This window comes from Moritella marina ATCC 15381 (assembly GCF_008931805.1).
Taxonomy (GTDB): Bacteria; Pseudomonadota; Gammaproteobacteria; order Enterobacterales; family Moritellaceae; genus Moritella; species Moritella marina.
Genome location: NZ_CP044399.1, coordinates 1,180,494 through 1,192,496, shown reverse-complemented (window position 1 = coordinate 1,192,496; position 12,003 = coordinate 1,180,494). Strand labels below are relative to the sequence as shown.

General features: G+C 41.1%; 14 protein-coding genes. 3 read left to right on the top strand and 11 right to left on the bottom strand.

The features are described 5' to 3' along the window. Nucleotides 1-289 precede the first annotated feature (289 nt). Nucleotides 290-1,213, top strand: coding sequence for a polyprenyl-phosphate transporter (locus FR932_RS05450; RefSeq protein WP_019439859.1), 924 nt, complete (start codon nucleotides 290-292; stop codon nucleotides 1,211-1,213). Nucleotides 1,214-1,298: 85 nt separating this feature from the next. On the opposite strand, the gene FR932_RS05445 is transcribed toward FR932_RS05450, so the two are convergent. The 6 genes from FR932_RS05445 to FR932_RS05420 form a co-directional block, all read right to left on the bottom strand. Then, a complete protein-coding gene (locus tag FR932_RS05445) occupies nucleotides 1,299-1,709 on the bottom strand; it encodes a cytochrome c-type biogenesis protein (RefSeq protein WP_019439860.1) in 411 nt (136 codons plus the stop codon). 11 nt (nucleotides 1,710-1,720) lie between these two features. After that, the gene (locus FR932_RS05440; protein WP_019439861.1) at nucleotides 1,721-2,311 is read right to left on the bottom strand and encodes a DsbE family thiol:disulfide interchange protein; all 591 of its coding nucleotides are present in this window, start codon (nucleotides 2,309-2,311) and stop codon (nucleotides 1,721-1,723) included. Next, the gene (locus FR932_RS05435; RefSeq protein WP_019439862.1) at nucleotides 2,301-4,175 is read right to left on the bottom strand and encodes a heme lyase CcmF/NrfE family subunit; all 1,875 of its coding nucleotides are present in this window, start codon (nucleotides 4,173-4,175) and stop codon (nucleotides 2,301-2,303) included. Before FR932_RS05435 ends, FR932_RS05440 begins: the two co-directional genes overlap by 11 nt. Nucleotides 4,176-4,287: 112 nt before the next feature. Next, entirely contained in the window at nucleotides 4,288-5,256 is a 969-nt protein-coding gene (gene nrfD, locus FR932_RS05430) for a cytochrome c nitrite reductase subunit NrfD (RefSeq protein ID WP_019439863.1), read from the bottom strand. Continuing rightward, complete coding sequence (gene nrfC, locus FR932_RS05425; protein WP_019439864.1) at nucleotides 5,253-5,939, bottom strand: cytochrome c nitrite reductase Fe-S protein; 687 nt, start codon at nucleotides 5,937-5,939, stop codon at nucleotides 5,253-5,255. The genes nrfD and nrfC overlap by 4 nt, the downstream gene beginning before the upstream one ends. Before the next feature lies 1 nt (nucleotide 5,940). Further along, nucleotides 5,941-6,546, bottom strand: coding sequence for a cysteine hydrolase (locus tag FR932_RS05420; RefSeq protein ID WP_019439865.1), 606 nt, complete (start codon nucleotides 6,544-6,546; stop codon nucleotides 5,941-5,943). 631 nt (nucleotides 6,547-7,177) lie between these two features. On the opposite strand from FR932_RS05420, the gene nrfA reads away from it, so the two are divergent. After that, nucleotides 7,178-8,614, top strand: a complete 1,437-nt coding sequence (nrfA, locus tag FR932_RS05415; RefSeq protein ID WP_019439866.1) for an ammonia-forming nitrite reductase cytochrome c552 subunit — start codon at nucleotides 7,178-7,180, stop codon at nucleotides 8,612-8,614. A gap of 71 nt (nucleotides 8,615-8,685) precedes the next feature. On the opposite strand, the gene FR932_RS21880 is transcribed toward nrfA, so the two are convergent. Continuing rightward, the gene (locus FR932_RS21880; protein WP_081624260.1) at nucleotides 8,686-8,751 is read right to left on the bottom strand and encodes an integrase core domain-containing protein; all 66 of its coding nucleotides are present in this window, start codon (nucleotides 8,749-8,751) and stop codon (nucleotides 8,686-8,688) included. Between the two features lie 7 nt (nucleotides 8,752-8,758). Continuing rightward, nucleotides 8,759-9,382 carry a TPR domain-containing protein gene (locus FR932_RS05405; protein ID WP_019439867.1) on the bottom strand — a complete coding sequence of 208 codons (624 nt, stop codon included), beginning with the start codon at nucleotides 9,380-9,382 and terminating at the stop codon, nucleotides 8,759-8,761. Between the two features lie 111 nt (nucleotides 9,383-9,493). Between FR932_RS05405 and FR932_RS05400 the strand changes: the two genes are divergently transcribed. Next, nucleotides 9,494-10,495: an FAD-dependent oxidoreductase gene (locus FR932_RS05400; RefSeq protein ID WP_019628792.1), complete on the top strand. Its 1,002-nt coding sequence runs from the start codon at nucleotides 9,494-9,496 to the stop codon at nucleotides 10,493-10,495. Nucleotides 10,496-10,505: 10 nt separating this feature from the next. Here FR932_RS05400 and FR932_RS05395 read toward each other — a convergent pair whose 3' ends face one another. From FR932_RS05395 to FR932_RS05385, 3 genes are all read right to left on the bottom strand, one after another. After that, nucleotides 10,506-10,772: a hypothetical protein gene (locus FR932_RS05395; protein WP_019439869.1), complete on the bottom strand. Its 267-nt coding sequence runs from the start codon at nucleotides 10,770-10,772 to the stop codon at nucleotides 10,506-10,508. Between the two features lie 173 nt (nucleotides 10,773-10,945). Then, nucleotides 10,946-11,488, bottom strand: coding sequence for an inosine/xanthosine triphosphatase (yjjX, locus tag FR932_RS05390; protein WP_026032040.1), 543 nt, complete (start codon nucleotides 11,486-11,488; stop codon nucleotides 10,946-10,948). Between the two features lie 3 nt (nucleotides 11,489-11,491). Then, on the bottom strand, nucleotides 11,492-11,998 hold the full coding sequence (locus FR932_RS05385; protein ID WP_019439871.1) for an NlpC/P60 family protein: 507 nt from the start codon (nucleotides 11,996-11,998) through the stop codon (nucleotides 11,492-11,494). Nucleotides 11,999-12,003 lie beyond the last annotated feature (5 nt).

Below are 12,003 nucleotides of genomic sequence, written 5' to 3'. Positions count from 1 at the left end.
CAATATTATTAAATATTTAGTTGCAATCACAATTGAGAATAAATAACGCTAATAACTGTGACTCTTGATGCTAAACACTAAATGAATGATTAAAGTTGGCATTCAAAATGATGAACAAATTAGAAAGGTGATTCTATTTTAGGAATGACCTGAGCATTATTTACAGTAAATACAAAAAAGTATTTACTGTAAATACAAAAAAGTATTTACTGTAATGACATTTTTTTCACTCAAACAGTTTATAATGCGGTCAAATTTATCCTTTAATCAATAAAGTAGATGGAAAATCATGAGTAAAGTTTCGACCTTTCTAAAAGGTATGGCAATGGGTGCCGCGGACGTAGTACCAGGTGTTTCAGGCGGTACTATCGCTTTCATCACCGGTATTTACGATACGCTGCTGGGTAGTATTAGCCGTATTACACCCCGTCTTATCGGTATGATCCGTAAAGATGGTCTAAAAGCCGCGTTTGATTATGTAAACGGTACATTCTTGATTGTGTTACTGGCGGGTATCCTAACGAGTATCTTTACGCTAGCACGAGTGATCACTTGGATGCTCAACACCCATCCTATTCCACTGTGGTCTTTCTTCTTCGGTTTAATTATCATTTCGGTAAACCACATGTTCAAACAAGTGGCGTTTTGGAAAGTCAGTCGCTTTGCTGCAGTCATCGCTGGTATTGGTTTTGCTTATAGTATTACCGTACTGCAACCGCTTAATCTTGAACCTACCTCGATTAATATCTTACTTGCTGGCTCAATCGCGATTTGTGCAATGATCTTACCAGGTATCTCAGGTAGCTTCATTTTACTTATGTTAGGTATGTATACACCGATTCTTGCTGCTGCGAAATCTTTCGACATCGTGACCTTGGCGACTTTCGCCTCTGGTTGTGCCATTGGTATTCTAACGTTCTCGCACGTACTGACATGGGTACTAAAACACTATCGCGATATCGCGCTGACGTTTTTAACCGGATTAATGATCGGGACACTGGGTAAAGTATGGCCGTGGAAAGAAACACTCACGTGGCGTACAAATTCAAGTGGCCTTGAAGTGCCATTGCTAGAACGCAACCTTTCACCTTTTAGTTTTGAACAAGTGACAGGACAACCGGCATTATTAGCCTATGCGATTGTTGCTATGCTTGCAGCTATCGTGCTTATCATAGTGCTAGAAAAAACCGCTAGTAAATCAGTATCTAACTAGGTTTCACTCGTTAAAATGCTAGCTAACAGCCCGATGTTATTAACATTGGATTGTTAGCTACATATCAAACTTATCTAAGACCAACTCAATTCACAATCGACCCTTTGACTTTCCGATAACCTAACCAGCCAAACAACCCTATAAAAAACACAGGCCCAAGCCAAAGTACGTAGGTCCTCGGTTCAAATTTTGGTTTATACAACACCATGTCGCCGAAACGATTCGTCATATAATCAATTACTTTTGCATCACCGTCACCTTTATTCACCATCAAATAAACAGTTAAGCGCAAGTCCTTAGCAATGGGTGAATTAGATTCCATGAGGTTTTGATTCTGACATTGAGGACAGCGTAACTGACGCGCCAAATTAATCGCTCGGCTTTGTGTCTCAACAGAATTAAACTCAAATACATCCACCAACAGTGTTGATTCCGCAGCTAAAGGCAACGCAAAAAACAAGGTGATAAAACAGAAATACAACGATGACAATTTCATTCACAACCTCTTTATGATGTTTTGTTATTTAACAGCTTTTGTATCAATGGCTTGAAGTAATGTTGCCACACCTTTTCATCCAACGCGCCAGAATAACGAAACAGCACTATACCTTGGCTATCTAACAGATACGTTTCTGGTGTCACAGTAACCCCCATATCCAAGGCAAGCTTACCATCGGGATCAAAGATATTCGCGACATAAGGACTCCCCAGCGTACTTAATACCTTACGCGCGTCACTTCTATCATCACGATAATTTAATCCGACAATACGTATATTATCTTGCACTGCCAGTTTCATCAAAAAATCATGTTCGCTTTGACACACTGCGCACCAAGAAGCCCAGACATTTAACAGCGTGAAGCGCTTGTCAGTTTGTGATATGTCATTATTGGTTTGGAACACGCTGTTACCTATCAAAACAGACTCTAAATCACTTGCAGTAAAGCTTGGGATTGGCTTTCCCACCAAGACTGACGGTGTTATTTGATCTTGTTGAGCAGTTAATGCAAACATCATTGCTACGACAAATAGCAGCCCCAGTAAACTGGGTAGCATTAGTTTAAAATGAGAGGTGAGTTTCTTATTCTTATTTCCCATAACGCTGTCCTATCGCTAACATACCGCCAAGCATCATCATCATACTGCCGGCCCATAGCCAATTAATAAATGGCTTGTTTTGAATGCGAATAGCGTAAGCATCGCGGTCAATTTTTTCCCCCATCGTGATATAAATATCTCGTAACCAAGTTGAATGGATCGCTGGTTCACCCATGTTCATGACTCGTACAGGGTAATGCCGTCTTTGCGGTTTCAATTGCACGATATGGCCTTTACTATCAACAACCTCTAATAATGCCTGCTCTGCGGTATAATTAGCAGCAACTAACCATTCTGTATCGATATAATTAATGGTTAAATCACCCAATTCAACCGAACTACCAGGGCTCATTTTCGCACTCACTTCTGTCGAATTGTAACTGACGATGAGTATGCCCACGGCTGTCACAGCAATACCGATATGCGCGATGGTCATGCCTAAATGACGTATACTCACACCAGCAAACAAGGTCGACATAACGATAGCGGCACACAGTATCAGTACCAATAATACATACAAAGACAAGGTTTCATTAAACAAGTAACTGGCTGCAGAACCGATCACAACAGAAGAAACCCAAACTAATATCACTTTTGTACGAATGCCGTTAAAATTGGTTTTCTGCCAATGTATAAAAGGCGCCACAACCATTAATACAAAACATAATAATGCCAAGGGCACGAATACCGTATTAAAGTAAGGCACACCCACCGAAATACTCGCCAGATTAAATACTTGGAATATCATCGGATAAAAAGTACCAAGTAACACAGACAAGGTCGTCACGACGAGTACACCATTGAGAATTAAAAACACAACTTCGCGGCTGAAAATACTGCGTAATTGTAACGGTTTAATCTTGTCACTTTGTAACATAAATAACGTTAATGGCACGACCACACAAATGGCTAAGATCACCAACAGCACCAGCCCGCGCGTCGGGTCGACCGCAAATGCATGCACTGACGTTAAGATCCCCGAACGCACGACAAATGTACCCAATAAGCTTAAACTAAAGGTAAAAATAGACAGTAATAAGCTCCAGTTAATCAACACCTGACGTTTCTCACTGGCGATCAGTGAATGTAGCAATGCAGTACCCGTTAGCCAAGGCAGTAAAGAAGCATTTTCAACCGGATCCCAGAACCACCAGCCGCCCCAGCCCAGTTCATAATAAGCCCACCAAGAACCCAGCGCGACACCACCGGTTAGCATAACCCAAGCAGCAAGCGTCCAAGCCCGACTCCATTGTGGCCAAGGAATATTAATATCAGGCATGGTTAACGCTGCAACGGCAAAAGCAAACGCGCCTGAAAATCCAACATAACCTAAGTACAGTAAGGGCGGATGAAAAATCAGACCGACATCTTGCAACATAGGGTGCAAGTCTCGTCCCTGCATAGGTACAGGAAACAAGCGAGAAAAAGGATTCGAACCTAACAGTGTAAATAAACCAAACGCAGCGGTTAAGAGACTTAATACAATTAACACTCGGCTGATAAAAGCTTGGTTGTGATTGCGATTTACAAACGCAATCGCCGCCGACCATAATGACAGCGAGAATACCCAAAATAACAACGAACCTTCATGCCCGCCCCATACCGCGGCGATCTTAAAGAATACCGGTAACTGGGAGTTTGAATGTTGGGCAATATAATTAACGGAAAAATCGTCAGCAGTGAAACTATAAGCAAGTAGGCAAATAGACGTGGTCACTGCGATAAATGCAGTATAACTAAATAGCCATGAATAACGGCTTAACTGTGGTTGTTTCGTGACAATACCAAACAACGGAATAGCAACGCCAAGCATCGCGCTCAACGTACCTAGAATAAGTGAAAACAATGCCATTTCTGGGATCATAGACGGACCCATTATGTATAGAAAACTATGTATCAAAAACAAGAGAGCCCAAACGAACTCTCTTAACTTATTGTTAGCTAACCTTTTGGCTCAACTTTTAACTAAGCTTTAACTAGACAACTGTCATCTGACCTGCGTACAAGATAAATGTACGCAGCATTAACACACCGATAAGGCTTAATGAGGTGACTAACAATACAAAGGCTTTGTTATGTTGCGCCTGAGTGGGGACAAAAAAGTTAAGTCCCAGTGGCACTAACATACCCGCGCCAACGACGCCGTACCAGAACCAGGTTGCCCAGAACCCACCGCCAATAGCCGCCATCGCTGCTGCTTCGTTCTGACCGCCACCAAAGATAAGGCCAGTAAAAAACGTCAGCAGTACAAACAACTCGAACACCACTACAGGGCGTTCAATACTGTGGATCCATTGCACACTTTTACTGTGGAATGACTCCTTAAAGCCAATAATACCCACCAACAAGCAGGCCGCGGCACCCGAAGACACACTCGAGAAGATAAATAACACAGGTAATACAGGGTTATTTAACATCGGATAGGTTTTCAATGCGGATAATAAGAAGCCAGTATAAGCCGCTAGCATCACCGCAAGCAGTGCTAGCAATAGCTCTACTGCATTCTCAAGTCTAGCGATTTTGTCTACAATCGGATTAACAAAAGCTAGACGACCTTTAAATAGCCTCTGCAGCAATGTCGCTAACTCATCTTTAAACATCACAGCAATCCAAGTAAATAGAATAATCATATAAACTTGGAACAAGATCACACCCATCGACATCACTGAGGTTGGGTTAAAGTAAACGAGGATCTTCCAAAATGCTAAAGGCTTGGTTAAGTGAAAAATCAAAATCGTTAAGCCTGATATAATCCCTAACGGCGCTAAGATTGCCGTTGCTTTGATAATACCGTTAGCAGACGCTTTACCTTCAATCACCTTACGTTTCAAATGAATAGCAATGAGCACCATACCCGCCGACATCCCAGTTAAAAACAGGTATATCGCAATGATCCAGTCCCACACCAATGAATCAAACGTAAACGCACTTACAAATGTATTCATCGTTTTATCTCCCCTTTTGTATCCGCCACTTTATACAGTTTTGGCTCGGTTCCTAACGCTACTTTCGAGCGATAAACAGCATTGCTAGCAATCACTTTATTTATCTCACTCGTCGGATCGTTAAGATCACCAAAGGTCAGTGCTTTAGTCGGACATGATTCGACACAAGCAGGTAATTTACCGGCTTTCAAATTGGTATCACGACAGAAGTTACACTTATCTGCAGATTTTGTTTCTGGGTGGAAGAATCGGACTTTATACGGGCAAGCCGCTAAGCAATAACCACAACCGACACACTTATCACCATGCACATCGACAATGCCGGTTTTAAGATCAACATACGATGCACCCGTCGGACAAACCGTGACACAAGGGGCGTTATCGCAATGCTGACAAGATACACGTGTAAATGTGTAATCAACGTCTGGGTACTCACCCATAGGTGCGCTACGTTCAATTGTTAAGCGAGAGACACCTTCTGGTACATTATTGGTTTCACGGCATGCATCTGTACACGCAGTACAACCAATACACGCGGTTTCGTCAAAAACCATACCGTAGCGTTTATCACCATCTTCTTGCGTTGCTACTAATGATTTTTTACCCAAGGCAACTTTAGAAACACCAGTAGTAAAAATTACCGCGCCAGCACCGAGTAATAAATTTCGTCTAGAACAGGCCATGTCAGTCTCCCTTACCTTCTTTATTCAAGTTAAAGTCTTTATGACAATCGACGCACTGCGCAATCTGAGCCTTACGTTCTAGTGCTTGCATACCTTCTTTTTCACCATCGGCATGGATCACATGGCAAGACGAACAAGTGGCTTTTTTCGCATGGACATCATGTACCCAGGTTTTTTCTTGTAATTTATCGGCGGTATGGCATTCAGTACAGTTGCCAGTTGCTTTTAAGATAGCGTCAAAATCAAGCTGGGTTTTATGCGTACCTATTTGAGATTGAGCGGCTGAGTACTTGGTAACCTGAGTGGGATTTTCGCGGTGGTCTGGACCAATCGAATTATGGCATTCAACACATTTAAGGTCTCGGCCAATTTCTGCGACGACTTTTTCGCCATGCGTACCTTGGCGTGTTTCTTTCGAGTCTTTATGACATTGCGTACACGCATTATCACTATCACGAATAAACGTTACTTCATGTCGGCCATCTGTATTCGCACCAAGGTTCTGGCTATCTGACGACTCAGCAGTAACACTGAAATTAAAACCATAGATACATATGAAGAGCAGAAAGCTAATCGTTGTACGTATGGCTAATTTTACATTACCCATTTTGCATCCTTCTATGAGAATTATAAAAATGTGTGTTAATTAAAAACACATTTTAATTTTCGTTAGTTTAGTTATTCAGAATGAATAGATTATTAAATTAAAATTAATCTATTATTTATTTCCCTGAGTAACACTAATCCTAATTAAGAATAATTCTTATTTATAATGCCAGCCACAACGCTTAACGAGTTCACTATATTTTAAAACTTCAAAATAGACCACCCTAAATAAGTACCCATAATGGATTAATTTTAAATTTGAGATATACGTCAACAAACGCATAAGCTTATGTTTTAGAAAGACTATAGGTTGTTATTGAAATGTAAATAAATGTCAACACATGTAATTTAGTGTATAGATCACACTTTGTAGTGCTTAATTACATACGGCTTTTATTAATTAAATCATGTTGGTTTAATATCTTGATCGAAAACAACAAACCCAAAGGTAATAACCAATTTGTATATATGTTTAGGTGAATTAAAGATATTTTAAATAAGGTATTTATATTATTTAAAGTAATCTATCTAACGTGAAGATTAAATTAAAAAATATAATTACATGCCAATTTTTATTTATTGCCTTTCTCACAACGCTTGGTCAATCTAAATAATTATAAATTGGAGACAACATGGTTAGTTTATATAAAATGCTTAAACCAACGTCAGGCGTAACCGCGCTATTAGCAACGCTATTACTGAGTATGAGTACATCGGTGTTTGCTGCGGAGCAAGTAACAGAAAAATTAGAACCTCGTAACGAAAAATTTCAACAAGCACATCCAGATCAGTACGAAACTTGGAAAGCCACAAGTGAAAGTGCAGAAATAGAAGATGCACTGCAAGGCGATCCAAATATGGTCATCATGTGGGCAGGTTATGGCTTCTCTAAAGACTACAACAAAGCCCGTGGGCATTTCTATGCCATTGATGACATCCGTAATACCTTGCGTACAGGTGGACCAACGAATGCCAAGAATGGCCCTATGGTCATGTCTTGCTGGAGCTGTAAAAGCCCTGACGTAGCACGCTTTATTGAAGAAAATGGTGAAGATGCTTATTTCTCAGGTAAATGGGCTAAAGGCGGCGCAGAGGTAGTAAATGCCATTGGCTGTGCCGATTGTCATGATACTCGTAGTGACGCATTTAAAAATGGTGAACCAGCACTTAAATTGACTCGTCCACATGTTGAACGTGCAATGGCAACTATTGGTAAACCATTTGCTGAGCAAGGTCGCCTTGACCAGCAAGCGCAAGTCTGTGCGCAATGCCACGTTGAATATTACTTCACCGGACCAACAAAGGCCGTTAAATTCCCGTGGGATAAAGGCACAACCGTTGATCAGATGGAAGAATACTATGACGAAATCGGCTTTAAAGATTGGACTCACGCCGTTTCTAAAACACCAATGCTAAAAGCACAGCATCCCGGTTATGAAACATGGCGCGAAGGTATTCACGGTAAAAACAACGTAACGTGTGTTGATTGCCATATGCCGAAAGTGAAAAATGCAGACGGTACAGTGTTCACCGATCATAAAGTCGGTAACCCATTTGATCGTTTCCAAGATACTTGTGCAAACTGTCATACACAAAGTAAAGAAATGCTCCAAGATGTGGTTAAAACCCGTAAACAGCAAGTGACTGAAATGAAGTTACTGGCTGAAAAACAAATCATCGCAGCACATTTCGAAGCTAAAGCCGCATGGGATGCAGGTGCAACACAAGCTGAAATGGATGACATCCAACTTAATATCCGTCATGCACAATGGCGTTGGGATTATGCAATCGCCTCTCACGGCGTGCATATGCATGCACCTGAAGTGGCATTACGCGTCCTCGGTACAGCATTAGACCGTGCAACAGATGCGCGTGCTCTGCTCATCCGTCTACTTGCTAAGAAAGGTATAACAGATCCAATCGAGATCCCTGATATCTCAACCAAAGAACTTGCACAACAAGCACTTGGTATGGATATGGAAAAAATGAAAAAAGAGAAAGCTGAATTCTTAAAAACACTGGTACCAGAGTGGGAAGCAGAAGCTGAAAAACGCGAAGCGACTTATTAGTTACAACCTATAACTCGTGATCATAAAAATGCCGACATCATGAAGTGACCCCATTAAGTTGGACATTTTAGTTAAGCGGCTTGTAAGGCCTGGTTTCGATATTCTATCGGAGTCAGGCCTTTTAATTTGACCTTAATCCGTTTGTTATTGAATAAACTGTTTCGCTTGGTTTATTGAATTAATAATCGATACCCTATCTAAGCCCTGCTGATCAGAATCGAGTAATTGCACCCAAAGATCGATAGCTTGTTGGTACCGCACATTCATAAACTCATTTGCCGCTAACATCATTAAGGCCGTCTGATTATTCGGTTCAAGTGCTAATGCCTGCTCAAGTAATACCTGCACATCAGCAGTTAAATGCTGACCGTTTGCGTAATACAATGCAGACGCCTTTGCTGAGTAATGCATTGCTGTTGGGCTTGGGGTTAAACGGATTGCATAATCGAATACTAATACTGCATTATCGTATTCTCCGTTATACATATAAGCATTACCGAGCTGGTACCAGAGTTTAGCATTCTGCTTATCGTCATAAAGTTTGGCTTGCAGAGTTAAAATTCGCTTATCACTCATTTGCGATAATGAAAGTTGCTCAAAAGGCGCTGCAGCGATCACAGCTTGCTGTGTTTCTAGGGCTTTATAATCGCTTAATAAATAATAACCCGCCGCACTACCCCCGATGAGTACAGAAACGATAACAGGAGTCCACAAAGGTTTACGCATAGCCAATTCATCTGTTGATAATGATTGTGAACAGTTTAACACTTCTACCCATTATTACTTAGTTATTAAGCTTAATAGTGATGTAGACATTGCCACTTACACAACAAACTGCTTAAATGCACCCATAAAGTAGTAATAAAACAAAGAGAGCCTATGAACACGATCACACAACCTCACTGTAATACTAGAATGATCCGTACTCATGCCCTGCTACATATGGCTAAATCAATTCACAATATTCAAGCTGCAACCGCTCAAGGCATTGAATTTTCAGAACCTCAAATTCATCTGGCATTGATGCAACGACAATTAGATACACTTGAAAGCCAATATTACGTCGCTTGCACCTCAGACACACCTGAATTAGCTAATACAACAGATTCATCAGTTACAAGTGCCAATATCTCTACCAACAAATATATCTGGCATTATAACGAAGCGATTGCCTTACCTTTTATACCAACTAAGTTAGCCGTTGTTGGCTCAGGTATTGCTGCGATTGAAATAGCGACTATTTACCAGGCCCTTGGCACAAGTGTAGATATATTAATTACGGGAGATGAGGTTTTTCCTGAACTGGATAAAGATATTAACAAAACCTTTCAACGCTATATAAAACGGCTTTTCAAAATAAAACCCCAAGCAGAAATCAGGGCTTTTAATTTCATTGATAACCAAGTGCAGCTATCTGTCAGCAGTAAAAAAAAATCATTACCAGATAGTATTTATGACGCGGTATTTATCGCCGACGACACCGACTCACAACGTGATTTATTAACTCAACCTTTTATGGCTACCAGCTTCCCGACAGTGACATGGTTGGGCTGGACTGAAAAGCAATTAGCAAGTAGTGCGTTAAATTATAAGGTCATCAATCTACCTTGGCGTTCTCTCGGTCGTGCCAATACAGATGTGAACACCAACGGTTTAACCAAGCTGATCTTTAATAGCGATGATCACACTTTAATTGGTGGAGGCATGATAGGTAACAATGCCGATGAGATATTTGGTGAGGTGTGTTTAGCGATACACAATAAGTTTACCGCAGACAATATTGCTCATACCGTACATGCGCACCCGACTTTACATGAATCAATACTGTTGGCAGCGGAAGTGTATCTAGGCACAGCAACAGATGTGCTGAACGAAGTATAAGTACGATTAGCTATCCGTCAGCATTAACGACAATTAATGCTGACTCGTAGTCCAGCTCACTGATATTTTTCGTATCAGCACAATAACCACTGTTACATTGCTGCGTACAAGGTTTGGTGCAATGAACGCGCTTGTTGCAACTCCATAAACACAACTGCCAAACTTGTTGCTTCGATTCAGCATCTAAGCAGTTCAAATCTGCAACACACAGGTGACCCGCTTGAATCAACTCTGCCAGTTTATGTGTTGATATACTTAAGTTAACCTTGGTCGCCATGCTGCTATCCCTATAAACGCTTATAAACTATACCCTAATAATAATCACAAATGAGAATTATTATCAATAGTAGTCATCAATTTCCTTTACATAAAATTACAAAGCGTTCGAATAACAGCCTGAAACAACAAGCGTATCAAGTTATTGGCAAGCAATGCTATTTACTCACAGTGCTATTGCCCATAAAGGTCAGGATATAAAAATGGCGCCATTGCTAATGTGAGTGCTTGAGTATAATTACTCTCGCGTGTAGCATGACCATTAGTGAGTAAACCAATCGCCCCACCTTTATGCTTGATATTAACCGTCTTGAATAACTTGTCCATCACCGGTCCTAACTCTTCACCATCAAGCAACGACTGATAAATAGGCGCAGGTAAAGGTAATGCCGCACTGCGGCCAACAGACAGCTGATCTTTACTAGCAATAACAACGTATGCAAATGTAGCAGGGCCATCATCAAGCAGATCGACCCCACCTTCGATAGCAATATAAAAGTCCGCATCAGCATGCTGCTGGCAATACTTCACACGGTTAATCGCACCGTCACGGGTTTCAGCCGCATTCATTGGTTGGTCCGGTACATTAGAAGCCGCATTTAACCCCTCACATTCAACAATGCAGTCAGGATACAATTGCGCAATCACGCTGCGTGACGCATTCACTTTAACCGGATTTTTAGACCCAACGACCACTTTAATTAATTTCTGTTCCATCATTTATAAATTAACTCTTCTTGATTGCCAGTAATGGCTATGCCAATAGGGATTATCTAATCGAGATATGATCACGCCACGGCTGCTCGATGCATGAAAGAATTGGAATTCATCAACCATGATCCCCACGTGACGCACATTCACACCCGTTTTAAAAAAGACTAAATCACCCGTGCGTAATTGCTGACGCTTAATCGAACGACCGACTTTTACTTGTTCTGCGGTTGTCCGTGGAAACGATAATGCAAATTGTTGCTCAAAGGTCAGTTTAACCAAACCGGAACAATCAACACCGCGCTTACTCATCCCGCCCCATTTATGCGGCGTGCCACGCCAATCTTTATATTGCGACAACAACAGCCCCTGCACATAAGCAAGCTCGGCAGTTGGGACATTAATTTGGGGTGCTGTTTCAGCTTGATTTATCGTACTTTTTTTTATGCTGCTATGCTGACTACAACCCGTCATTAACAGCAATAATAGCGCACAGTAAAACGATTTAACTCGCATTATAT